The organism is Mesorhizobium sp. C416B (assembly GCF_030323165.1).
Lineage (GTDB): Bacteria > Pseudomonadota > Alphaproteobacteria > Rhizobiales > Rhizobiaceae > Mesorhizobium.
On record NZ_CP100471.1, the window covers coordinates 5556488 to 5577788 of the forward strand.

Annotated in this window: 22 protein-coding genes and 1 tRNA gene; 12 read left to right on the plus strand and 11 right to left on the minus strand. The window is 62.5% G+C overall.

Translation table 11 applies throughout. From position 1 onward, the window contains the following. The 3 genes from NLY43_RS27150 to NLY43_RS27160 form a co-directional block, all read right to left on the minus strand. Nucleotides 1–2577: a polynucleotide kinase-phosphatase gene (locus tag NLY43_RS27150; RefSeq protein ID WP_023711209.1), complete on the minus strand. Its 2577-nt coding sequence runs from the start codon at nt 2575–2577 to the stop codon at nt 1–3. Next, entirely contained in the window at nt 2574–4007 is a 1434-nt protein-coding gene (locus NLY43_RS27155; protein WP_245260957.1) for a 3' terminal RNA ribose 2'-O-methyltransferase Hen1, read from the minus strand. The genes NLY43_RS27150 and NLY43_RS27155 overlap by 4 nt, the downstream gene beginning before the upstream one ends. Before the next feature lie 110 nt (nt 4008–4117). Then, nucleotides 4118–4753 carry an FMN-dependent NADH-azoreductase gene (locus NLY43_RS27160; RefSeq protein ID WP_023689756.1) on the minus strand — a complete coding sequence of 212 codons (636 nt, stop codon included), beginning with the start codon at nt 4751–4753 and terminating at the stop codon, nt 4118–4120. Nucleotides 4754–4862: 109 nt separating this feature from the next. Between NLY43_RS27160 and NLY43_RS27165 the strand changes: the two genes are divergently transcribed. Continuing rightward, nucleotides 4863–5819 carry a LysR family transcriptional regulator gene (locus NLY43_RS27165; protein WP_023683802.1) on the plus strand — a complete coding sequence of 319 codons (957 nt, stop codon included), beginning with the start codon at nt 4863–4865 and terminating at the stop codon, nt 5817–5819. Here the strand turns inward: NLY43_RS27165 and NLY43_RS27170 are convergent. Further along, the gene (locus NLY43_RS27170) at nt 5752–6378 is read right to left on the minus strand and encodes a TetR/AcrR family transcriptional regulator (RefSeq protein ID WP_023672456.1); all 627 of its coding nucleotides are present in this window, start codon (nt 6376–6378) and stop codon (nt 5752–5754) included. The genes NLY43_RS27165 and NLY43_RS27170 overlap by 68 nt on opposite strands. A gap of 66 nt (nt 6379–6444) precedes the next feature. Between NLY43_RS27170 and NLY43_RS27175 the strand changes: the two genes are divergently transcribed. After that, nucleotides 6445–6870 carry a VOC family protein gene (locus NLY43_RS27175; protein WP_023711210.1) on the plus strand — a complete coding sequence of 142 codons (426 nt, stop codon included), beginning with the start codon at nt 6445–6447 and terminating at the stop codon, nt 6868–6870. 94 nt (nt 6871–6964) lie between these two features. Continuing rightward, nucleotides 6965–7876 (plus strand): arginase family protein, encoded by a 912-nt coding sequence (locus NLY43_RS27180; protein ID WP_023711211.1) that lies wholly within the window; start codon nt 6965–6967, stop codon nt 7874–7876. A gap of 4 nt (nt 7877–7880) precedes the next feature. Here the strand turns inward: NLY43_RS27180 and NLY43_RS27185 are convergent, their stop codons facing one another. Then, nucleotides 7881–8831 carry a S1C family serine protease gene (locus NLY43_RS27185; RefSeq protein ID WP_023689759.1) on the minus strand — a complete coding sequence of 317 codons (951 nt, stop codon included), beginning with the start codon at nt 8829–8831 and terminating at the stop codon, nt 7881–7883. Nucleotides 8832–9000: 169 nt separating this feature from the next. Here NLY43_RS27185 and NLY43_RS27190 point away from each other — a divergent pair, with 169 nt between their 5' ends. The 3 genes from NLY43_RS27190 to NLY43_RS27200 all read left to right on the plus strand — a co-directional run bounded on the left by NLY43_RS27190 (nt 9001) and on the right by NLY43_RS27200 (nt 11575). Beyond that, on the plus strand, nt 9001–9873 hold the full coding sequence (locus NLY43_RS27190; RefSeq protein ID WP_023689760.1) for a S1C family serine protease: 873 nt from the start codon (nt 9001–9003) through the stop codon (nt 9871–9873). An 8-nt stretch (nt 9874–9881) separates the two neighbouring features. Then, entirely contained in the window at nt 9882–10589 is a 708-nt protein-coding gene (locus tag NLY43_RS27195) for a helix-turn-helix transcriptional regulator (RefSeq protein ID WP_155922376.1), read from the plus strand. A 119-nt stretch (nt 10590–10708) separates the two neighbouring features. Then, entirely contained in the window at nt 10709–11575 is an 867-nt protein-coding gene (locus NLY43_RS27200; RefSeq protein ID WP_023672462.1) for an SDR family oxidoreductase, read from the plus strand. Between the two features lie 130 nt (nt 11576–11705). Here NLY43_RS27200 and NLY43_RS27205 read toward each other — a convergent pair whose 3' ends face one another. Both NLY43_RS27205 and NLY43_RS27210 read right to left on the minus strand, forming a co-directional pair. Then, nucleotides 11706–12221, minus strand: a complete 516-nt coding sequence (locus NLY43_RS27205) for a TIGR00645 family protein (protein WP_023672463.1) — start codon at nt 12219–12221, stop codon at nt 11706–11708. Between the two features lie 326 nt (nt 12222–12547). Beyond that, the gene (locus NLY43_RS27210; RefSeq protein WP_023711212.1) at nt 12548–14743 is read right to left on the minus strand and encodes an OmpA family protein; all 2196 of its coding nucleotides are present in this window, start codon (nt 14741–14743) and stop codon (nt 12548–12550) included. A 202-nt stretch (nt 14744–14945) separates the two neighbouring features. Between NLY43_RS27210 and NLY43_RS27215 the strand changes: the two genes are divergently transcribed. Next, a complete protein-coding gene (locus NLY43_RS27215; protein ID WP_023672465.1) occupies nt 14946–15392 on the plus strand; it encodes a YcgN family cysteine cluster protein in 447 nt (148 codons plus the stop codon). 220 nt (nt 15393–15612) lie between these two features. Next, nucleotides 15613–15957, plus strand: a complete 345-nt coding sequence (locus NLY43_RS27220) for a hypothetical protein (RefSeq protein ID WP_023672466.1) — start codon at nt 15613–15615, stop codon at nt 15955–15957. 259 nt (nt 15958–16216) lie between these two features. Here the strand turns inward: NLY43_RS27220 and NLY43_RS27225 are convergent, their stop codons facing one another. Next, a complete protein-coding gene (locus NLY43_RS27225) occupies nt 16217–16927 on the minus strand; it encodes an SIMPL domain-containing protein (protein ID WP_023711213.1) in 711 nt (236 codons plus the stop codon). Between the two features lie 134 nt (nt 16928–17061). Here NLY43_RS27225 and NLY43_RS27230 point away from each other — a divergent pair. The 3 genes from NLY43_RS27230 (at nt 17062) to NLY43_RS27240 (ending at nt 18673) form a co-directional block, all read left to right on the plus strand. Then, nucleotides 17062–17137 (plus strand) — tRNA-Ile (locus tag NLY43_RS27230). A gap of 967 nt (nt 17138–18104) precedes the next feature. Beyond that, nucleotides 18105–18299, plus strand: coding sequence for a hypothetical protein (locus tag NLY43_RS27235; RefSeq protein WP_023701119.1), 195 nt, complete (start codon nt 18105–18107; stop codon nt 18297–18299). A 188-nt stretch (nt 18300–18487) separates the two neighbouring features. Further along, nucleotides 18488–18673, plus strand: coding sequence for a hypothetical protein (locus tag NLY43_RS27240; RefSeq protein WP_023697125.1), 186 nt, complete (start codon nt 18488–18490; stop codon nt 18671–18673). A 173-nt stretch (nt 18674–18846) separates the two neighbouring features. Here NLY43_RS27240 and NLY43_RS27245 read toward each other — a convergent pair whose 3' ends face one another. Then, nucleotides 18847–19050 (minus strand): hypothetical protein, encoded by a 204-nt coding sequence (locus NLY43_RS27245; protein ID WP_155921622.1) that lies wholly within the window; start codon nt 19048–19050, stop codon nt 18847–18849. A 371-nt stretch (nt 19051–19421) separates the two neighbouring features. Then, complete coding sequence (locus NLY43_RS27250) at nt 19422–19793, minus strand: response regulator (RefSeq protein WP_023711215.1); 372 nt, start codon at nt 19791–19793, stop codon at nt 19422–19424. 487 nt (nt 19794–20280) lie between these two features. On the opposite strand from NLY43_RS27250, the gene NLY43_RS27255 reads away from it, so the two are divergent. Next, complete coding sequence (locus NLY43_RS27255; protein WP_023689767.1) at nt 20281–20973, plus strand: N5-glutamine methyltransferase family protein; 693 nt, start codon at nt 20281–20283, stop codon at nt 20971–20973. A gap of 54 nt (nt 20974–21027) precedes the next feature. Here the strand turns inward: NLY43_RS27255 and NLY43_RS27260 are convergent, their stop codons facing one another. Continuing rightward, nucleotides 21028–21294 carry an acyl carrier protein gene (locus NLY43_RS27260; RefSeq protein WP_023670883.1) on the minus strand — a complete coding sequence of 89 codons (267 nt, stop codon included), beginning with the start codon at nt 21292–21294 and terminating at the stop codon, nt 21028–21030. Nucleotides 21295–21301: the final 7 nt, after the last annotated feature.

The window sequence follows — 21301 nt, forward strand, 5'->3', positions numbered from 1 at the left end:
CTACAGCCTCGGATCGATTGGCTCGCTCTCCAGCGCCAGGACGCCGAAAACACACTCGTGAACACGTCGCAGCGGTTCCTTGGCGACAAACCGCTTCAGTGCCTCGTGACCGAGCGCGAACTCTCTGAGCGCCAGGCTGCGCTTGCCACCCAAGCCTCGTTCGCGCAGGCGCACGAGATTGTCCGGCGCATCGTATTCGGGGCCATAGATAATGCGAAGATACTCCTGGCCGCGCACTTTCAGCGCCGGTTGCATGAGCCCCTTCTTGTTTCGGCTGACGAAGTCGTGCGGCTTCACTACCATCCCTTCGCCGCCTGAGTCGGTCAGCGTCTCCCACCAGGCGACGGCCTCCGCACAAGAACCGGCATCGGCCAGGTCAATCATCCGCCATTGCGTTCGCGTTACCACGCCGCCCCCGGCAGCTAGACGGTCCGCAAGCGTCATGTGCCAAACGTGGTTCTGGTCGTACCAGACGCATCCCTCACTTGCCAGCAGGTGGAACGGCGCGACCTTCAGGTCGTCGACGCCCGAGACCGGCCACACGTAAGGCGCCCAGGCAGTGGCGTATCTGGCGGCACGCGCGGCGCGGTCCTCAATGCGAGCCTTGAGCGCGGCCGTATCCACGCCGCGTGCCATCGCACGGGCCAGCGCTTCGCGGCTGGCCTGGAGCCCAGCGGCCGCAGACGTTGCCACTGGGGCGTACTGGCTTTCAATCAGGCTGCTTGCCTTGGCCGACCATGGCATGATCTCGGTGTCCAGCAGCAACCAGTCGCTGTTCAATTCCTGCCATAGATCCGCAGCGTCGACGCTGGCGCGCAGGCGATTGAGCAGGCGCTCCGTCATGCCGCTGTCGCTGAAAAAGGAGCGTCCGGTCCGGGTCCAGATCGCGCCTGTCTCGTCGCCAGATACCCCGAACCGGTCGCGCGCCGTCTGCGCGTTTCGGCACAGAGCGATGACTGCCCGCGAACCCATGTGCTTCTCTTCGCACAGGATTTGGGTGACGCCACGCTCGCGGAAATGACTGAAAGCTTCCTCGGGGCGTTCCAGCCAGCCGGCTTGGCTGCTGGTCTCGGATGGCGACATTGTCGGCGGCAGATATACCAGCCACTGCGGCGACAGCGCGAAGCGGCTCATCACCTCAAGTGCCGCCGACGCGTTCTCCTCGGCCACGACAACCCTGCCTTTCAGTTCGGTCTCGATCCAGCGTCGCCCAGAGACATCCTGATAGTCGAGCACGCCGTCGGCATCGGCCTGTGCCGATTTGCCAAGGCCCGGTCCACCGAGGGGACGCACGGGTTCGGACCAGGTCTCGACTGCCGGCACGTCGACCAGTTCGCGTTCCGGCCAGCGCAAGGCAGTCAGCTTGCCGCCGAACACGCAGCCGGTGTCGATGCAAAGCGTGTTGTTGACCCACTCCGCCGACAGCACCGGCGTGTGCCCGTATACTACGCTGGTTTTGCCCCGATAGGCGGCTGCCCAGTCGGCACGGACGGGCAGGCCAAATTCGTCGATTTCGCCCGTGGTTTCGCCATAGAGGGCGAACTCGCGCACCGCGCCGGAACCGCGCCCGATCATCTCTTCCTTGAGTCCGGCATGTGCCACGGCGAGGCGTCCGCCGTCCAGCCAGACGTGGCTGCGCAGGCTGTCGAGGAAGGCCGGCAAAGCCTCTCGCAGGCCGCGATCCTGAGCGTCCAACTGGTCGATGGTTTGCTGCAGGCCGTGGGCGATCGTGACCTTGCGGCCTTCCAGCCAGCGGCTGAGTTTGCGTTCGTGATTGCCCTGGACACAGTAGGCGGTTCCCGCCGCGACCATGCTCATGGCGATGCGCAAGACGTCGGGCACGTTGGGACCACGATCGACGAGGTCGCCGACAAAGACGATCTTGCGGCCTTCTGGCGGCGTTACAGTGACGGTCCGATCACCATGGCCGTCGGACCAGGCGATGCTGTAACCGAGCTGACAGAACAAGGTCTGAAGTTCGTCGGCGCAACCATGGACATCACCTATGACGTCGAAAGGACCGCAATCGTCGCGCTTGTCGGTCCATAATGGCTGACGCGAGACCTTGGCCGCGTCGATACTGGCCTCGCCGGTGAGCTTCCAGACCTGACGGAAACCTTCGCGTTGCAGGCCGCCGAGGCCCTTGCGAATTTCGTTCGTCATGCGCTGGGCAACGCCGGCGCCGAAGGGACGATCGGCTCGTAGCGCGTTGCGGGCGACGCAAACATCAACACCCGGATCGATGACCACGGCGACCGGCAAAGCGTGCCATTTGCGCGCCAGCTCGACCCACGCCTTGCGATCAGCGGGTCGCACATTGGTCGCGTCGATGACGGCCAGCTTTCGATGCTTGAGCCGTTTGCCGGCGATTTCGCGCACCAAATCAAAAGCGTCGGCCGAGACATCCTGATCAGTCTCGTTGTCGCTGACGAGCGCGCGGCAGCGATCCGACGAGATGATTTCGGTCGGCAGGAAGTGCCTGGCGGCGAAGGTCGACTTGCCCGATCCCGTCGAGCCGATCAGCACGACGAGGGCGAAGTCAGGGATGGTGAGGTCGGTCTTGTCTGGCTCTCTCATCGGGTGAACACCGCCATCTGCGTCGGCGCGCCGAGCACGGGGTCCACGGCTCCGATGCCACTTAAGGCGGCGCTATAGCCATAGATCTCGCCGATCCTGACCGCCCAGGCTTCAAACCGAACCCGGCCCCATTCGAAACGGTGATCCGGATGGCGAAAAGCGCCGGCGGCCAGACTGGGGAACAAGGGGTTGTAGTCAGCGTTCGGCGTAGTCACGATCACGAATTTTGGCGCTGTCTCGCCGAAGATAATACGCTCGATCATTGGCAGCCGGTCTTCGTCGAGATGTTCGATGACCTCGACCAGCACAGCGACGTCGGCTTCCGCCCATCGGCTGTCGCGATATGTCAGCGATCCGTGCAGCAACGTGACCCGGTCTTCAGGCGGCCCCCCGAACTCGTTCAGTTTGAGACGCTTGGCGGCCCATTCCAGTTCACGAATAGCGGGGTCGAGCCCGAACAGCTTGTGGACCCATTTTTCGCGCACGAGCCGATAGAGCAGCTTGCCTTCGCCACACCCCAAATCTGCAACACTGGCCCCTCCGGTCGCCCGAATGGCTTGCACCACGGCGTCCATGCGCAGGTCGTTCAGCCGGATGGGCGCCTCCAGCGCTTGCTCAGGTGCAGCCCGGGCTTCGGGGGGTAGGACCTCATTGGCCGTCTCCGGAGCCAGCCGCTCCAGGGCGATGCGGGCCAACGCACCTCGGTTGCGCAGATAACGGCGCACGATCAGGTCTTTGGCTGGGTGGTTTTCCAGCCAGCCCTCGCCCTTGGACAGCAGCTTGTCAATCTCGGCCTCGCCCACCCAGTAGTGCTTGGTGTCGTCCATCACCGGGATCAGGACATAAAGGTGGTTGAGCAGGCTGCTTAGGCGGCCGGTGCCAGTCAGCCTCAGATGACCGTATCGTGGTCCACCCGCGCCAGATCCGACAGTTTCGACCGGCGCCAGGTTGACGGTCCATCCCAGCGGTTCGAATAGATCTCGAACCAGGGCCTCGCCGCCACGCATCGGCAGCGGGGTCACCACAGCTTCGAGCGGGAGGTCGCTATCGGCCAGTTGCTGGCGCTCCTTCGAGATGCCGGTCATCGCTGTCCGCAGTACCTTGTTCAAAGCCACAGACAGAAATGACGATGCCGTATAAGGTCGGTCGTTTACATATTGATCCAGCAAGCCCTCTGCCTGGCCTTTGCCCCGAACGAGCCCTATCGGATCGACATCGAGCAGAAGCACAGCCTCACAACGCTCATCGGTCGCCTCCGGATAGAACAGCCAGGCCTTGCCGAAGGATAGGTCAGTCTCGTGCAGACGTTCGGGATGCTTGTGCAGCAAGAAGCCGAGATCTGTGGCTGGATGATGGGTTGTCGCGACGGAAAGGAACATCAGCGACCGATAACGCAGACAGGCCGAATAACCAATGGCGTTGCGCGGCAATCTAGTAACGCGATAGATCCGTTTTCGACACGCAACCTATCGCGCCGCCTGACAAGGAAAAAGGCAGGCGCCGAAGCGCCCGCCTTTTCAATGCGAATGACGGGGTGTGCTTACGCGGCGATTTGCGCGCTCGCGGTCTTGGCCACCACGGCATCGACCTTGGCGGTCGCCTTGGCAAGTGCGGCGGTGACGGCATCAGGGCCCATGCCGACGCCTTCGATGCGGATGACGTCGACATCGGTCATGCCGAGAAAGCCGAGCACGCCGCGCAGATAGGGGATGGCGTGATCGAACTGCACGGCCGCACCTTCGGAATAGATGCCGCCCGAGGCGAGTACGATATAGACCTTCTTGCCGGTGACGAGGCCCTTGGGACCACCCTCGCCATAAGAGAAGCTCTTGCCGGAGCGGGAGATGTGATCGACCCAGGACTTCAGGGTTGAGGAGATGTTGAAGTTGATGAAGCCGGTGGCCAGGATCACGGTGTCGGCTGCGAACAGTTCGTCAAGCACGATGTCGGAGACGCCGACGACTTCGGCCTGGCGCGGCGTGCGGGCTTCAACGGGGGTGTAGATGCCGGTCGCATAATCGGTGTCGATGTGCGGCAGCGGGTTGGCCACGAGGTCGCGTACGACGAGCGTATTCGACGGGTCGGCGGCGACGAGCTTTTCAGCGAATTCGGTAGCGATACGGGTCGAGTGCGAGGCAGCGCCGCGCGGGCTCGAGGTTACAAGCAGGATAGACATAGCGGTTCTCTCCAGTGGGAATTGATTTCTCCCGCCTGATATGGGCCTACCGACCCATTCAAAAAACTGGTATATTTTCTATACGATCCATCCATAAAGTAGGTATGCCGTGCAACCCAATCCGACGCTCGACCAATTGCAGATCCTGGTTGCGGTCGCCGACACCGGCAGCTTCTCAGCCGCCGGCCGCAAGCTTAACCGCGCGCAGTCCGTCATCAGCTACGGCATCGCCAATCTTGAAGCGCAGCTTGGCCTGAAACTGTTCGAGCGCGAGGGCACGCGCGAGCCGCAGCTGACCGAAATCGGCCGGGCGATGCTGGAGGACGCCCGGCGCATGGTCGGCGTGCTGCAGCGCATCCGTTCGCGTGCCGACGGTCACCATCAGGGGCTGGAGGCTGAAGTTGCGCTATCGGTTGACGCGGCGCTGCCCTCGCCGGTGCTGGTGCGGGTGCTGAAGGCGTTCGAGGCGCAGTTCCCGACCGTGATGATGCGACTGCATATCGGCACGCTCGGTCTGATCCCCGACCATGTCGTCAGCGGACAGTCGGATCTTGGCATCGGTGGCTTGCTGGGCGAGGTCGACGTGCATCTCGTGCGCATCGGCTTCATGTCGATCGTGCTGGCTGCCGCCCCCACCCACCCTCTGGCACTGCTGCCGAAACCGGTGGCGCTCGAGGATGCGCGAGAGCACACCCAGCTGGTTGTCAGCGACCAGTCGGAACGCACCAAGGGACGCGACTTCGGCGTCTTTGCCTATCGTACATGGCGGCTGACAGATGTGCGTATCAAGCATACGTTGATGCGCGAGGGGCTGGGCTGGGGCGGGTTGCCGCGCTGGCTGATCGCGGACGATTTGGCCAGCGGCAGGCTGGTCGAACTCGACCTTGAACCCTTTAGCGAGGTGCGCTCATCGCTCTATGCCATGCACCGCGCCGACCGCAGCCCGAAACCGGCGGCGGCCTGGCTGATCGACCAGTTCAAACGCCAGCTCGGCTGCTTCAACGAGTTCGACCCGGACGACCTGCCTGAGGATGAGCCGGAGACAGCCCATCGATCAGAGCCATGAGCACGGCGCGATAGTCTTCGGCCGAGGCGCCGGCCTCGACGGCAAGTGCTGCGCGGTCGAAGGCAGCGGCGAGCAAAGCGGTCAGCGCATCGGCCGGCAGTCTGGTCATCGACTGTTCGCGCATTGCCGCAACCAGGCCTTCGCGCAGCGACCGGTTGCCGTGGCGATTGTCGATCGCATCCATGGCGGCGCGGCCAAGCACGGCCGGCCCGTCGAGCAGCAAAAGCCGCGTGCGGCCGGGCGCGCGCATGGCGGCGAGATAGGCGTCCGAGCCGGCAATCAGCGCATTGCGGGCAAACAAAGAAGGCGGCGAGGCGCGCTCGATCTCTTGCGCCACCGCCGCCGCCTCCTGCTCGACCACGGCGGCAAACAGCGCCTGCTTGTCGGCAAAGTGGTGATAGAGCGCGCCGCGGGTGACGCCGGCGGCCGCAACGATCTCCGGCGTGCCGGTCTCGGCATAGGACTTTTCGATGAACAGTTTGCGCGCCGCAGCGATCAGGTCGGCGCGCGTCGCTTCGGTGCGGTCGCGGTTGGAGCGGCGCGGGGTTTCTCGTTGCATACATGCAGCCTGTATGTTATTTCGAATTACATGCAAACTGTATGTTGGCTAACGGGAGAAAGAAAGATGAAGACGACGAGCTATTATCCGGTGCTGATGACGGGCGACGTAGCCGGCACAAAAGCCTTCTATATCAATCACTTCCGCTTCAAGCCGCTGTTTGCGAGCAACTGGTATGTGCATCTGCAGTCTGCCGAGGATCGCCGGGTCAATCTCGGTATCGTCCAGGGCGACCACGAGACGATCCCCGAGGGGGGGCGCGGCCGCACATCGGGGCTGCTGCTCAATTTCGAGGTGAGGGATCCTGATGCTGTCTATGAACGGATCGTTGCGGCCGGCCTGCCGATCCTGTGCCCGCTGCGCGACGAACCCTTCGGCCAGCGCCATTTCATCACCAGGGATCCCAATGGCGTGCTGATCGACGTCATCAAGCCGATCCCGCTCAGCCCGGAATTTCAGGCGCAATTCGCGGCGGGCGCGGCGGGCGCCTGAACAATGGCAGCAAATGTCGGCAGCGGCTCCGGCCGCTGTGGCCGGACCCGCACCATGCGGTCTATGTTGGTGATGTTGAAGCTGGGCCTGCCGCATGCGTGACATCTGCCTTGTTCGTGCGCCATCCAATCTCGGCCTTCGGCCCTTGGAGCCGGGCCATGTGCCCGGCACCTGGCGTGCGCCGCAGGCGCTGAGCGAAGCTGGTTTGATCGAGTCGCTGGCGCCGGGGCGGGTGGTCGATCTCGACAGACCCGCCTACAGTACCGAACCGCAACCGGGCACTAGGCTGCGTAATGGTCCGGCGATCCGCCGCTTCAACCTCGATCTTGCCGAGATCGTCACCCGTGCGCTTGGGCAAGGCGAGTTCCCGCTGATCATCGGCGGCGACTGCTCGATCCTGCTTGGCGCACTGGTCGCCGCGCGGCGCTCGGGCGCAGTCGCCCTGATCCATTTCGATGGCCACAGCGATTTCCGCCATCCCGGCAACTACGATGTCAATGCCTCACTCGGCTCGGTTGCCGGCATGGATCTGGCACTTGCCACCGGACGCGGCGAGGCTTTGCTGGCGCAATGGCCAGGTGTTGTCGGTCCGCTCGTCGCCGACGAGGCGGTGGTTCAGATCGGCGAACGCGAGAGCCGCGATGCCGATTTTGCCTGGCCCGACATCAATGCGACCGCCGTGACGCGCATCGACGTCTTTGCCGCGCAGGAACTCGGCGCGGCTGGAGTGTTGCAAAAGACAAGAGCGACGCTGGCGCGCGCCGGCTGTCCCTACTGGCTGCATCTCGATGTCGATGTGCTCGACCAGACGGTGATGCCGGCGGTGGATTCGCCCGGCAGCCCCGGCATCGACCCCGATGAACTCGTTGCCATTCTGTCGGCGCTGGCAGCGGACCAGCGCTGCACCGGCTTGGACATGACGATCTACGATCCCGACCTCGACCCGACCGGTGACCTTGCGCGACTGCTGGTGTCGCTGCTCGGGCGGGTGCTCAAGCCTCGATAAAGGCTCAGCTCGCCCTTGCTACCGGCGTCACCGTCACCTGGCTGACGCCGGTGCGGCGCACCACTGTGCATAGCGTCTCGCGGCCGATGCGTTCGGCGTCGAGCATGCGCACGAGGTCGTCGACGCCGGTGACCGGGCGACCGTCTATCGCCGCGATGATGTCGCCTTCCCTGAGGCCGGCCTTCGCCGCGGGTCCGTCTTTCTCGACGCTGCGCAGCCGCACCGCAGTACTGGTGGTCACCTGCGACAGGAGCGCTGCGCGGCGCGGCAAACTGGTGGTGTCGGCCGAGATGCCGATGAAGGCGCGCCGCACGCGGCCGAAGCGGATGATCTCCGAAATGACGAAGTTGGCGGTGTTGGAAGCGACCGCGAAGGCGATGCCTTGCGCGCCGTGGATCATGGCGGTGTTGACGCCGATGACTTCGCCTGCCGACGACACCAGCGGTCCGCCGGAATTGCCGGGATTGAGCGCGGCATCGGTCTGGACGACATCGTCGATCAGCCGCCCGGTCGAGGCGCGCATCGAACGGCCAAGTGCGGAGACCACGCCTGACGTTACGGTCCATTCGAAGCCGAGCGGATTGCCGATGGCAATGGCGATCTGGCCGCGCCGCAGCCGCTTGGAATCGCCGAGCGGCGCGACTTCGGTGAAGCTGCCATCGGCGCGCACCAGCGCGATGTCGGTGTCAGGGTCGCGGCCTAGCACGCGGCCTTCGCTGGAGGCGCCGTCGGGCATAGAGACGCGCACCGTTTTGGCATCGCCAACGACATGGAAATTGGTAACGACCAGCCCGTCCGGCGCGATGACGAAGCCGGAGCCATGGCCACCTTGGCCACCGACGCGCTCGATGCGGCAGACGGCTGGGCCGATGCGGTCGACGGCGTCGGCGACTGTCGTCGAATAGGCGTCGAGCAGTGTGTCGTCGGTTTCGAATTTGTGGGCGGCGAGGGCCATTGGCGGGGCTCCGTGTTTTCAGGCGCGATGATGACTATATGTGCGGAGCGGCTCGAACTGCCGCGACCTGACCAGATGGCCAGTCACACCAGTAACTAGCCGTCAGACGAGTACCTCCGGGCGCACTGCCGAGCGATATCTGGGGCATGAGAAAACCCAGGAGATCATCATGAGTGACTTCAACCTTAATGCATTTTCCGACGCCATCGCCGATCTCGCCGCCAAGGCTGCGCCGGCAACGGCAAGTTTCACCACCCATCACCATCGCACCGCCAGCGCCTTCCACTGGCGTGACGGCTATTTCGTCACCGCCGAGGAAGCTGTCGAGGCCGGTGAGGAGATCGAATTGACATTGGCTTCGGGCGAAGCGGTGAAGGCCGAACTGGTCGGTCGCGATCCGTCGACCGGCGTAGCGCTTCTGAAGCCGGCCGGCGCTGCCGCAGCGCCTGCGCTGGCCAAGGCTGACGCGGTACGGCCCGGCAATCTTGCCATCGCCATCGGCAGTAGTCAGGGTTCGGCGCTGGCCGTATCGGGTTCGGTCGGCGAGGTCGGCCCCGCCTGGCGCTCGATGCGCGGCGGCAGCATCGATCGGCGCATCAATCTCGCCGTCAATGCCGGCGGCCGTTTCGAGGGCGGGCCGGTGCTTGACGCCAAGGGCGCGCTGATCGGCATGCTGCTGTTTGGGCCACGTGGTCGTGCGCTGGTCATGCCTTATGAGACGATCGAGCGGGCCGTGGCGACGCTGCGTGAAAAGGGCCATGTCGCGCGCGGCTATCTCGGCGCCGGCCTGCACCCGATCCGTGACGGCGCGGCGCGCGGCGCCATCGTCATGAGCCTCGACGACAATGGTCCGGCCAAGGCCGCCGGCCTTGCGCTGGGCGACATCATCGTGGCGTGGAATGGCGAGGCCGTGCACGGCCCGCGCGAACTGATCCGAAAGCTTGGGCCGGATAGCGCGGGCGCCGCGGTGACGCTCGGCGTGGTGCGCGGCGGCGAGCAGCGCGACGTCGCGCTGACCGTCGGTGAAAAACCGCTGAGCTGAGAGGGGCGATGGAAAGCGACACGCTGACAAGGCCGGAGGCGGGTGGGCCGGAGGTGGGTGGGCCGGAGGTGGCGGGCGGCGGACGCCAGCTCGTGGTGCTGATCGCGCTGCACGATGCCGCGCGTGCCGAGCGCCTGTCAGCTTCGCTTGCCATGGCGGACGATCTGCTTCCGGTCGTGGCCGGCAGCGGGATTGCCGACGTCGCTGTCGTCGATGACGCTGTTGCGAACAGTCCGGCCTGGCTCGATCGGGCCGATGGTGGCAACAGCGCAATCCCACGGGTGCTGCTATCCGCGAGCGCTGGCCGGCCGGAAAACCGGGTGCTTGCCGTGCTGCCTTTGGCGTCGGATGCGAATCTGATCGCGGCTGCCGTCAGACTTGCGGCGGCCGGCTACCGGGTGTCCAGGGATGGGCGTTCGACGCCCGCTCGCCACGACGATTTCGATGGCGCCGCCAACGGCGGAAGCCATAGCGGGCTGTTCGGCGAGGAGCCGTTGGACGATGGCGCTACCGCCCGTCCGGCGCTGTCGCCGCGCGAGGCCGAAGTGCTGGCGCTGCTGGCCGAAGGCGCGCCCAACAAGGTGATCGCGCGGCGGCTGAACATCTCCGTGCACACGGCAAAGTTCCACGTCGCCGCGATCCTGATCAAGCTGGGTGCTGCGAACCGCACGGATGCCATCGCGATCGCGATGCGGCAGGGCCTGGTGCTGGTCTAACCCCCTTATCCATTTGAGCCTACGTTGCGTAACCCGTTGCAGGCTGCCGAGGCCTTGCGCAGTGCATTGCCGCCGCGCAATGGTTCGCGTCAGTGATGTAGCAAGGGAGGTGCCAAGACATGTCGCTCAAGGGAAAGACGCTGTTCATCTCCGGCGGGTCGCGCGGCATCGGTCTTTCGATCGCGCTGCGAGCTGCGCGCGACGGCGCCAATGTGACGATCGCGGCCAAGACCGCCGAGCCGCATCCGAAGCTGCCGGGCACGATCTACTCGGCAGCTGAGGAGATCGAGCAGGCCGGCGGCAAGGCGCTGCCTGTTTTGTGCGACATCCGCGAGGAGGCGCAGGTGGCTGAGGCGGTTGCCAAGACCGTCGAAAAGTTCGGCGGCATCGATATCTGCGTCAACAATGCCAGCGCCATCCAGCTCACCGGCACGCTGGAGACGGACATGAAGCGCTACGATCTGATGCACCAGATCAACACGCGCGGCACCTTCCTGGTGTCGAAAATGTGCATTCCGCACCTGAAGTTGGCAAGCAATCCTCACATCTTGAATCTGGCGCCGCCGCTCGACATGAAGGCCAAATGGTTCAAGAACCATGTCGCCTACACCATGGCCAAGTTCGGCATGTCGATGTGCACGCTGGGGATGAGCGCCGAGTTTGCCAAGGACGGCATCGCGGTCAATTCGCTGTGGCCGATCTCGACCATCGACACGGCTGCGGTGCGCAATCTGCTCGGCGGCGCGACGGTGGCGGCGATGAGCCGCTTACCCGACATCATGGCCGATGCCGCACACGCCATCTTCATGCGCTCATCGCGCGAGACATCAGGCAATTTCTACATCGATGAAGAGGTGCTGCGGGCCGAGGGCGTGACCGATTTCGCGGTCTATGCGCCGGGCGCGACCGGGCCGCTGGCCGGCGACTTTTTCGTGCCGGACGCGGTATTTGCCAATTCGCCGACGAACGTCAAAAGCATCTACTGACGGAAATCACGGGCCGACGGCGCTGCTTCCTCATCCACCTGCCGGCGTTTTTCGAAAAACCAAGCAATTGGCTTTTCGCCCGCTGTGCGGACCAGCCTCACCTCCCCATGAACGGGGAGAAAGGGGCTCATCACTCCTCGCCCTTCTTGCCTTTGCTCAGTCCCATCAGCCGGTCGATATAGGCCAGCATCAGCGCCGAGACGACGAAAGCGAGGTGGATGATGGTCAGCCACATCAGCTGGTCGATCGTATAGGAAGACGAATTCAGGAACACCTGCAACAGGTGGATCGAGGAAATAGCGACGATGGTCGAGGCGACCTTGACCTTCAGCGAACCGACATCGATCGTACCCAGCCAGTGCACACCGCCATCCTGGTCGTCGAAGCGGCTGACGAAATTCTCGTAGCCGGAGATGATCACCATCACCACCAGCGAGGCGACAAGTGCGGCGTCGATGAGGCCGAGCATCTTCAGGATGGTGTCGGTGTCGTCGAGTGTGAAGGCGACCATGACGAACTCGTAGAGTTTTTTGCCGAAGGACAGCGCATAGACGGCGAGCGCCAGGGCCAGCCCGATGTAGAAAACCACCAGCAGCCAGCGTGAGGCGAGGATGATCGATTCGATGGCGAGTTCGAGACGTTTCATGCAGCGGTTCCGGTCAGCTTTCTGAGGTCGACTGGGGTATTTCGATCAGCTTGCCGCAGTTTGCAAGGCAAATTGCGACGCAAAAAAACCCCGCCGGGAGGGCCGGCAGGGTTCAATGCATCCCGCTGGAGTCGGGACGGGGCAGGGAACGCCCAGGCTTGAATCTGGGGAGGGCGGCCGCTCTATTCAATGAGCCGGTTCTAATACCAGTACAATTCTTGCTGAACCGGGATTGCTGTCCGCAGCTCGACCCATCCCGATCTGCCGGGATGGGTCCTTGTTGTCGATCTGATTCCAGAAAGCTGCTCAAGCCATTGGAAAGCAGATCAATTGTTACTCGCCACCGGTGCCACCAGCGAGGTGATGCGACGGATGCCGACACGGCGGTTCTCGCGGTTGGGCGCCGTGGTGTTGACCTTCAGGTATTCCTCGCCATAGCCCTGAGTGGTCAGGTTTTCCGGCGGGATCCCGAAGGCATTGGTCAGCGCTTCGGCGACAGACTCAGCGCGCCGGTCGGACAGAGCAAGGTTTGCTTCCGGCGTGCCAACCGCATCGGTGTGGCCTTCGATCAGGAAGGTTTCGGCCGGGTTCTTCTTCAACAGTTTCTCCATGGCCGTGGCGACGCCTTCCAGTTTCTGCACTTCGGTGTCGGATATCGAGGCCGAGCCGAACTCGAAGTTCAATGTATCGAGGTCGACGCGACGGGCAATGTCGCGCACGCGCGCCGAACGCTTCACTTCGTCGATGGAATAGAGGCGCTGGACCTTCTCCACCGGCGGTTGTTCGAGGAACTCGTAATAATCGTCCGGGCTTTCGACATCTTCCGAATCGAGGATGTACTCGCGGCGCGGGATGGTGAGCCGCATCGGCGGCAGGTCGTCACCGGGATCGCGCCAGTCATTGTCGTCGTCATAGCTGCGCTCGTCGACATAGCTCAGCACATATTCGTGCCCATCCGGCGTGATGCGCGATCGCCTGATGACGTCGCCATTGCGGTTGCGGATGGTGACGATCTGGATGCCATTGTCGCGCTCGACGATTTCCCGAGAGCGATCGCCCGACAGTTCCTCATAGTAAACATTCCTGGCGCCGCGGTGCATGCGCGGAGCGTCATTGCTTTCCACGATCGTCTGGTTGTTGAACTGCAGGATGACGCGGTCGCCGAGTTCCTTGACGACGTCGACGCCTTTCGGACGCCGGCGGTCGCGGACGTTCTCATCGGGTGCACGCTCGACGCGTTTGCCTTTTTCCTCCGTCACCGGGGCGATCTTTTCTGGCTGAATTGCCTGCTGAGCTGACTTGTCGTCGGTGGGCGGCGGTCCCTGGTCGACCGGAGCCGGCTTCGGGGCTTGCGCCTCGGTGCCGCCCTGCGCGGGCTGCTCGCCCGTCTGGCCGCCAGCATTCTGGCCGTTCCCATTTTGGCCGTCGCCATTCTGGCTGTTGCCGCCCTGGTCCTTGCGGTGCTTGCGCCTGGCATCCTTCTGGCTGTCCAGGATGGGTGCTTCGTCGGGGTTGGCCGTGGCTTCGCCTTGCGCCGGCGTCTCACGTTGCGCGGGCTGCTCGGCATTGGCCGGTTGCTCCGCAGGCTGTGGTTCACCGGTCGCAGGCTGCTGTTCGCCCGTCACCGGCTGTTCGCCGACAGTTTTTTTGCCCTGCTTTTTCGCCTGATCCTTCGGCTGTTCACCTTCGGCGGGAGCCGCTTGCTGATCGGCCGGGGGCTGAATCGGCTCGGCCTGCGGCGCGGGCTCTCCGGCAGGCGCAACTTTGACGTCTGGCGCTTTGTCGGCAGGCGCGGCCTCAATCTGCTGATCCTGCTTGCGCTTTTTCTTGCCCGACTTGTTGTCGTTTGCCGGCGCCACCTGTTCGGTGGGCGCTGCCTGCTCGGCAGGCTGCTGGGCCGGCTGTTCAGCGGGCGCCGCTTCGATCTGCTGTTGGTCGCGCTTCTTCTTGCGTGGCTTTAGCGGCTGTTCTTCATTTGCCGGAGCTACCTGTTCGGCCGGTTGTTCAGCCGGTGCTGCCTCGATCTGCTGCTGGTCACGCTTCTTCTTGCGTGGCTTGAGCGGCTGCTCATCGGTCGCCGGCGCTGCCTGGGCGCCGCCCTCATCCGCAGGCGCCGCCTCCATCTGCTGCTGTTGATTGCGCTTCTTTTTGCGCGGCTGCTGTTCCTCGGCGGCAGGTGCGGCCTGTTCGGCCGGGGCCTGCTCGGTCTGCTGCTGATCCCGCTTCTTCCTGCGCGGCTGTTGTTCCTCGGCGGCAGGGGCGGGTTGCTCTGCAGCCGGTGCAGGCTGCTCGGCGGCCGGCGCTGCCTGTTCGGCCTGCTGGCGTTTCTTTTTGCGCGGCAGTTCCTGGTCGGTCTGCTGACCATCTGCAGCAGGGTCGTCCTGGACCAGGATCAGTGGCGCGGCCGTGTGCTGCAAGGGGCCGAAAACGGCGTTGCCCTGCAACGGGGATGCGCCCAACGGCGCGGATGCCATAAGCAGGCCAAGTGCCGTACCTGCCAGTACCCGTGGTTGGCGTTTCATCTTAAATTCTCCTTGTGGGGTCCCATCCCTGCCCAAACTGTCCTTGACCGGATTGGTTCCGGTTTGCAGGCATTACCCGCACCCAAGGACGATTGACCGGCGTTTTGAAGGCAACTTCATGTTTTTCCTATGGTGCGGCCGGAACTTGAAGTCACACAACAGCTTGACCTTGCCGCATGCGGAGGCCACATCTCGACCCATAATGGAAACGCCGTTCTGGAAGACCAAGACGCTGGAAGCGATGACGCCCACCGAGTGGGAATCGCTGTGCGACGGCTGCGGAAAATGCTGCCTGTCTAAACTCGAGGACGAGGATACCGGCGAGATCTACTGGACATCAGTCGGCTGCCGGCTGTTCGATGGGCAAAGCTGCCGCTGTTCGGACTATGCCAACCGGCTGGCGCGCGTGCCGGACTGTGTCGGGCTGACGCCGCAGAATGTGCGCACCATCACGTGGCTGCCGAAAACCTGTGCCTACCGGCTGGTTGCCGAGGGGCACGACCTCTATTGGTGGCACAGGCTGGTGTCGGGAAGTGCCGAGACCGTTCATGATGCCGGCATCTCCATGCGCGGCCGCGTCCGCGCCAGTGAGACCGATCTGGCCGAGCCGGACGATTATTTCGACTATATGCTCGACGACGAGCCCTGAGCATTCTGGGACGGACGTTGCCATAGGGCGTTCCGCGCCATTGGACGTTTTTGACGGTCAGGATCGTTTGCAGCGGTGGAAGGGGCGGTTGCTTTTGACCTGTCGGGCAGATTAACCGAAAATGAACGGCCGGTTCGCGAAGAGTTCAGATTGCAAGGAGCATTCTCCCCCCATCGGTTCGACCAAGACGGGCGCAAGCCCTCAACAAGGAGAGAAGACAATGTTCAACTCATTCAAGACGGCAGCCCTTTCGGGTCTCGTAGCTCTCGGCACCCTTGCCGCAGTGCCCGCCCAGGCGGACTCGATCTATCTCGGCTTCGGCAACAACCATGACCGCCGCGTCGGCGTCTACACCGGCGACGATGAGGACGGCTTTCGCCGTGACCGCAATTGGCGCCGCTGCTCGCCGGACCGCGCCCTCGACAAGGCCGAGCGCATGGGCCTGCACCGCGTCCGCATCGTCGATGTCAATCGCCGCGTGGTGAAGGTCGCCGGCCGCCAGTATGGCGATCGCGTAGTGGTCGTGTTCGCCAATGAGCGCGGCTGCCCGGTTATCTATCGCTAAGAGAACCAGACTGATCTTCTGCGAAGATCAGTCTGGGATACGACCTTCTGCGAAGGTCGATCCGGAGGCATGTCCCTCTGCGAGGATCAGCCTGGAGTAGCGGCATGACCCTTCTAGGGTCAGCCAGGAGCCCCTTTCTCTCCGCGGAAAGGTGCGGCTCGAAAAAACCCCGGAGGCCAGCCCTCCGGGGTTTTTCATGTCGGAAATCTGCGGTTCCGGCCGACGGGTTCAGCAGAACCGCGCCCGGCCCGGCGGCCTGCTACTTAAGCTCGAATGTCACTGTTACCTGCACGGCGTAGGCATTCTCGCCGGCCTGCACGGGAACCGCGGCGCCTGCCGCATCGAAGGCCTTGGCATTGATCGGCATCGGCGCCGGCGCAACGTTCTGGTCGGTGATTTCCAGCACCCGGCCGATGCTGACGCCGGCGGCTTCAGCCAGCGTCTTGGCCTTGGCCATGGCATCGGCGACCGCCTTCTTGCGGGCTTCGGTGACGGCAGCTTTCGGATCCTCGTTGGAGAACGAAATGCCGCCGCCCTGGTTGACGCCGAGCGACACAGCCTTGTCGAGAATCTCACCTGTTTTGTCGATGTCGCGAATGCGCACCGAGAGTGTGTTGGTCACCTGGTAAGCGACAAGCTCGGCTTCCTGGCTGCCGTCGGGCTTGTTGGTGTAATTGTAACGCGGGTTGATCTGGATGCCGGCGGTCTGCAGGTCGCGATCCTTGATCCCTGCCGACTTCATTGCCGCGATCACGGCGGCCATGGCGTCGTTGTTGGCGTCGAGTGCCGCGCGTGCGGTCTTGGCCTCGCGCATGACGCTGAGCGTCAGCAGCGCCAGGTCGGGCGCCACGGTCGACTGGCCTTCACCCGACACGATGATGCGGGGCGGGGGCAGCGAATCGGCAGCGCTTGCCATCGCCGGAAAAGCCATCGCGGCGGTAAGTGCGAGCGGCAAAATATGTCTGGTCATGAAAATCTCCTCGGTCTGCGATCCAGTCGCGCCTGTCGACTAGGGCGCGAATATGGGCTGATTTGGGCGATCTCGGCCAGCCCGTCCGGAAAGCCTTGTGCCGCGCAAGGAAAAACACTAATCCAGCGCGCGTGGGGCCTGTAGCTCAATGGTTAGAGCCGGCGGCTCATAACCGCTTGGTTGGGGGTTCGAGTCCCTCCGGGCCCACCAGTCGCCTTGGTGCACAAAGCTTTGCGTCGAGGGTAGACAACCTGGTTAGACAGTCGGTTAGACAAACCGCTTCAGAAGCTTCGCAATGCCATCCACGGCGAGCCGCTCCTGCTCCGTCCTTGCTGTAAAGCTCTACGTGGTCCAGGTCGTCGTGGCCGAGAATGCCTGCCGATTGTTTCGAGGTCGCGCCCTCCTTGGCCAGGTACTTCCCCAGCGTCTTCCGAAGTCCATGCAGCGTGCAGCCGGGCCCCATGCCCGCCATCTTGGTTCAGTGCGCCATCATGCCGGTCAGCGACCTCTCCGAGAAGGAATTGCCGTAGGCGTTCAAAATCACCGTGTCGGCCGAGCCCCAATGCTTCGGTGAGCACATAGGTGATCTTAGCGGACTTCAAATGCGATCCGCTGCTCACTAATTACTTGATCCCGTAAATTACATGATCACGTACCGACTTTTTTATTGAAATCCCGAATTCGGTGGCCTTATAAGACCGATGTTGCCATTGCTCGTAGGTCGGCTGTGATGGATAACGTGGTTCCATTCCGCAAGGCCGTGCCTTGCGTCGAAGTGACAGAAACCTGCGGCGAATGTTCGTCCGCGTGGTTGAGAAAGATCAGGAAATTGCCAGGTCATTCAATCAGGAATCGTTCGCGTTGTCCTTTGCAGAAGGCCAGCGGATACGCCTAGGGCTAGCGAAGGTCGTGCGCCTGTAGGGCGCTGTGGGGCGGCATTGTAGGCATTCAAGCATGAGCGGAACCTAATTTGCAGCCGCAAATTAATGTCCAATGAATGAACTCCCAAACCGGAAAAAACTCGTGCCTGACCCTCAACCTCGGCGCGGCTCCAACAAAGGTGTGTTGCTAGCGGCTGCAGCGCTGCTGTTTGCCTTTCTCGCTCTTATTCTGTTTGGGTTTTTTCAGTAAGTGCGCGCGGCGCCGGCTTCCCAGAGAGGGCAGAGCACCTGCCGACGTGATCTTCGATCCGCTCGCGTCCTTGCGGTGGGGCGACTATCCAAGCCGGCTCGGTTCGTCGCTCCTGACGGGTTCGGCGGTCCCACCACAGCAGGATGATCATTCGGCAATTCTTGGCAGCGCCGGTATTCAACTCACGCCCAAAGCGATTGAACTGAAGCTGGCCGTCCATGTCGTGACTGACGCAGCATGAGCCGAACAGGCGAGGCAAGCGCAAGCCTTGAGGCCCAACCGCAGACAGACGAATCACGCTCGTGCAGTCTGGAGACAGCGCAACGAGTTATTCATTCGGGCGCCTTCGCATCACCAGCGGAACGAAAGAGTTAATTGGCGGTTTACTAGGGAAGGATTGCAGGGCGAAAAACATTGAGGATTTCTGCCATGACAATGTTGTTCGAACCACTCGACTCTGAAGGTTACAAGCGCAGCGTGGTCTACCATGCCGCACGCTTGTCCATGCTCCACAATCGAATGCTGAAGCGTTTCGAGAAGGTCGATAAAGCGGCTGAAAAGGTTGAAGCCGAGGTGGAGCTGTTTGATGAAGCTGTTCGCACTCTCTACGAATGAGCGGCATGTTGACCGCCGACGTTCCTGCTAGCGCGTATACGGGCGCGGGGTTCACCGTTGCTCCACCAGGCGATGTCGCGCCGCGGATTTGGGCTTGATAAGCATGATCTAATGTATACGATTCACCCAGCCGGCCTGGCTCCCCCGCCATCGGGCCGGTCAGGCCCGACGGTTCAACGCACCACCCCAAACGACTGTCGGGCCGCCAGGACGCTCACTGCGCAGCCGGGTTCATGCTTTGCCTTTTTTTCTCGAAAAGCGCGAGCTTGGTCATATAACCAATTCTGATTTTTGCATGGCATTGGGTGCAGTTGAAGTTGGATATCACCTTCAACCACGATCCCTTTTTTATGATGACATGAGAACAGTTTGGACATTCCAGTTCCAGGTACTCGTCCCCCATATCGTTTGAAATCGGCACTACGACACTCCCCAACAGTTGCCCGTGAAACTTGCGCTTCGAGATCGGCCGGCACCTCCGTGCTCAAACCCCGAACGTGGGTCCTTGGCAGATGTTCCGCAATCCGACCTCTGGCGACCGGGATCGGACCTAAGTCCAAATCGCCGCCAACAGGCCGAGAAGTGGAACCCCGGCGGATGCTTTTTGAACGCTGAATTTCCGTCCTCGCCGGTCGTAGTCCGCCGTCCTCATGGCCAAAGCGCCAATGTTGCCCTTTGTGAGACTGACCTCGTCCGGCCTACCAGGTCGCCAGGGCGCAACTCCGGTAATAATGCGGCGGAGCGAATGTCAGCGCGAAGCTGTGCGCAGGGACGCCAACTCGCTGACAGCAGCAAGGATGACAGCATCGGTTGCCGGCTTCGGCAGGAATCTGCAGCCGCGGAAAGCCGCGGGAACGTCGGCGGGGCCAAATCCCGACAAGAAGGCAAAGGGGATGCCTCGCGCCTGCAATATCCTCGCCACCGGCAGACCCGTTTCACCGTTCAGCTGGATGTCTAGCAACGCCACGTCAATCTTGTCCGATTCGACAAGACGCAGAGCGGCGGATACCGACGGCACAGGTCCGACCACCTGATAACCGGCGCGACGCAGCCGGGCGGCAGTGTCCTGCGCGACTAGCCATTGATCCTCAACAATCAGAACACTCACGCTTTCGCTCACGGCCCCTCTCTGCGATTGACCGGAAATGAGATGTCGATCCGAGACCTTCGGACAGTTGTTTCGACATGTCCGCAAACCTATAGGTAACCTCTCCATGCAGCAAGGTGAGGCTGATGCTGGAGCGGAGGCGCTTCCACCGACCACTTGCTGAATTACCGGAGCCGAAGATTAGCGCGTCAATGGAGCTGCGGTCCGCGCCTCCGCTCCATCAGAGTTGGATAGGCGTTTACCCCTCTCCACGATCCCACAAAATCTAAAAGCCGCCGTACCGCGCCATTGGCTCTTCAAAGCATGAGCAGCACCTCTCTCTCCATCTTGGGCGACCTGAGATTGCAATCGGTCAATGAGCGTCAGAAGTGCGATGCACCGAGTTTGTGCCTGCAGTTTTTCGAAGGAAAGGCTTGAGAATTCATGATTTCGGAGCAGGTTTGGCTGGCGCATGAGCGCCGCAGATCTATACTGGGGAGATCAAGCGATGGGGTCGGCCATGAGCAAAGAGTTCAGTGTAGCTGATGCCTATGGCGCCGGCCGCGCCATGTTCATGGGACTTGAACTGCTGGTTTCGCCCGGTGCGCTCGTCCCCAGACCTGAGACCGAGTTGCTCGGCAAGACCGCGCTTGGTGTGTTGCATCAGATGAACCTGCCGGCTCCGCGCATAGTTGATATGTGCTGCGGCACTGGGAATCTGGCGTGCGCGATCGCCTACCATGTGCCCAGCGCCCTTGTCTGGGCAAGCGATCTCACCGATGAATGCGTCGAAACGGCACGCCGCAACACCTCACATCACGGCATGGCTGAGCGTCTTTCGGTGCTTCAGGGCGACTTGTTCGACTCTCTCATCGGCCTTGGGCTAGACGGAACTATCGACGTAATCGTCTGCAATCCGCCTTACATTTCTGAAAAGCGGCTCGAGGGCGACCGCGCCCATCTGATCGAGCTTGAGCCGCGCGAGGCGTTCGCAGCCGGCCCTTACGGCCTGAGCATTCATATGCGCGTACTGAAAGACGCACCGCGATACCTGCGGCGTGGCGGCATCCTGCTCTTCGAGGTCGGGCTTGGCCAAGACCGACAGGTAGCGGGTCTGCTGGAACGCAGCAAGGCATTCGAGAACATCCGTTCGGTCTCGAACGAAGCGGGCGAGGGCCGGGTGGTTCTGGGGCAAGTCAAGACGCAGGCATGAATCCTGCGACAATCAGACCAAATACGGGGCTGCTCTGGGCGTTACGCTTACTCATCAGTTCATTTTGCGGATGATGTATTGCTCGATCCCCTGGATGGAATCGAGGTTTTCAGGCAGAAGTTCGCTATCCTCGACGGTAATGCCAAAGGTCTCCTCGATGAAGCCGATAATCTCAAGCACACCCGTCGAGTCGACAATGCCTTGATCGAGCAAGGATGCGTCATCCAGCAATGCCTTGACGTCGCTGACGTAGAAATTTGAAACCAAGAAACTACGAATCTGCTCGCTGTAGATTCCGGTGCGTTCCTTGATGGTCAACATGAATTCG

Coding starts and splice junctions, on each gene's coding strand:
- NLY43_RS27150 (WP_023711209.1), bottom strand. CDS start 2,577: ATGAGAGAGCCAGACAAGACCGACCTCACCATCCCTGACTTCGCCCTC.
- NLY43_RS27160 (WP_023689756.1), bottom strand. CDS start 4,753: ATGTCTATCCTGCTTGTAACCTCGAGCCCGCGCGGCGCTGCCTCGCAC.
- NLY43_RS27170 (WP_023672456.1), bottom strand. CDS start 6,378: ATGCAACGAGAAACCCCGCGCCGCTCCAACCGCGACCGCACCGAAGCG.
- NLY43_RS27175 (WP_023711210.1), top strand. CDS start 6,445: ATGAAGACGACGAGCTATTATCCGGTGCTGATGACGGGCGACGTAGCC.
- NLY43_RS27180 (WP_023711211.1), top strand. CDS start 6,965: ATGCGTGACATCTGCCTTGTTCGTGCGCCATCCAATCTCGGCCTTCGG.
- NLY43_RS27185 (WP_023689759.1), bottom strand. CDS start 8,831: ATGGCCCTCGCCGCCCACAAATTCGAAACCGACGACACACTGCTCGAC.
- NLY43_RS27190 (WP_023689760.1), top strand. CDS start 9,001: ATGAGTGACTTCAACCTTAATGCATTTTCCGACGCCATCGCCGATCTC.
- NLY43_RS27195 (WP_155922376.1), top strand. CDS start 9,882: ATGGAAAGCGACACGCTGACAAGGCCGGAGGCGGGTGGGCCGGAGGTG.
- NLY43_RS27200 (WP_023672462.1), top strand. CDS start 10,709: ATGTCGCTCAAGGGAAAGACGCTGTTCATCTCCGGCGGGTCGCGCGGC.
- NLY43_RS27205 (WP_023672463.1), bottom strand. CDS start 12,221: ATGAAACGTCTCGAACTCGCCATCGAATCGATCATCCTCGCCTCACGC.
- NLY43_RS27210 (WP_023711212.1), bottom strand. CDS start 14,743: ATGAAACGCCAACCACGGGTACTGGCAGGTACGGCACTTGGCCTGCTT.
- NLY43_RS27215 (WP_023672465.1), top strand. CDS start 14,946: ATGGAAACGCCGTTCTGGAAGACCAAGACGCTGGAAGCGATGACGCCC.
- NLY43_RS27220 (WP_023672466.1), top strand. CDS start 15,613: ATGTTCAACTCATTCAAGACGGCAGCCCTTTCGGGTCTCGTAGCTCTC.
- NLY43_RS27225 (WP_023711213.1), bottom strand. CDS start 16,927: ATGACCAGACATATTTTGCCGCTCGCACTTACCGCCGCGATGGCTTTT.
- NLY43_RS27240 (WP_023697125.1), top strand. CDS start 18,488: ATGACAATGTTGTTCGAACCACTCGACTCTGAAGGTTACAAGCGCAGC.
- NLY43_RS27245 (WP_155921622.1), bottom strand. CDS start 19,050: ATGTCCAAACTGTTCTCATGTCATCATAAAAAAGGGATCGTGGTTGAA.
- NLY43_RS27255 (WP_023689767.1), top strand. CDS start 20,281: ATGAGCAAAGAGTTCAGTGTAGCTGATGCCTATGGCGCCGGCCGCGCC.
- NLY43_RS27260 (WP_023670883.1), bottom strand. CDS start 21,294: ATGTTGACCATCAAGGAACGCACCGGAATCTACAGCGAGCAGATTCGT.